Source organism: Streptomyces sp. 13-12-16, from assembly GCF_002114215.1.
In the GTDB taxonomy this organism is placed as follows: Bacteria; Actinomycetota; Actinomycetes; order Streptomycetales; family Streptomycetaceae; genus Streptomyces.
The window spans coordinates 2927-3758 of sequence record NZ_NCTE01001419.1 but is presented as its reverse complement, the minus strand read 5'-3'; the positions used below and the strand labels follow the sequence as shown (position 1 = coordinate 3758).

Annotated in this window: 1 pseudogene; it reads right to left on the bottom strand. The window is 77.5% G+C overall.

Annotated elements, in window-relative coordinates:
- Positions 1-832, bottom strand: a pseudogene (locus B7767_RS41880) (glycoside hydrolase); the annotation flags it as partial.

The window sequence follows — 832 nt, the reverse complement described above, 5'->3', positions numbered from 1 at the left end:
CAGCCGGTCCTGCGGGAGCGGCCCGAGCAGGGTGACGTCCCGGCCGAGCGCGCGGCGCACGGCGTCCTCCTCGGCACCGGAGCCCGCCATGACCAGGTGCGGGGTGCCGCCCCGGGCGCGCAGCAGCCGGACGCTCTCGGTCAGCAGCGGCACGCCTTTGCTGGCGTCCAGCCGGCCGGCGAACAGCACCAGCGGGCGGTCGGCCGGGACGCCGTACGCGCGTACGAGCCAGTCCCGCGCGGTGGGGTCGGGCCGGAAGAGTGCGTGGTCGACGCCCCGGCGCAGCAGGGCGACCCGGTGCGGCCCGAGGACGCGGGCGAGTTCCGCGCGGCCCTCCGGGGTCGGGACGAGTACGCGTTCGCAGGGTTCCAGCAGCCGGTCCCGGCGTCGGCGCAGCGCGCTCTCGGCCCGGTCCGCGAGCAGGTCCTCCATCCTCGGATGGCTCCCGGGCAGCCACCGCCCGGCCAGGTAGCGGGCGTAGACGGAGGCCAGCAGCGGTACGTCGGTGTGCACGGAGCCGATGAGCCGGGGCCGTGGGGCGGGCCGCCGGGCCGCGTGGCGGTGGAGCCGTACGGCGGTGGTGGCGAAGGCGAAGCCGTGGGTCAGGTGCCAGACGTCGTGGCGGGGCAGCAGGGCGGCGAGCCTCGGGTGGTACGGCGCGAGGTCGCAGACGTCCTCCGCGCGGTCGGCCGAGCGCGTCGCCGCCGAGCTGAGCACCGGCCGGAGCGTGACGAGCCGGACGTGCGGGGAGAGCCGCTCGACCCGCTCGCGTTCGCCGAGGAAGTAGACGGTCAGGTCGAGGGGTGTGCCGCCGGAGCCGTCGGGCAGGCGC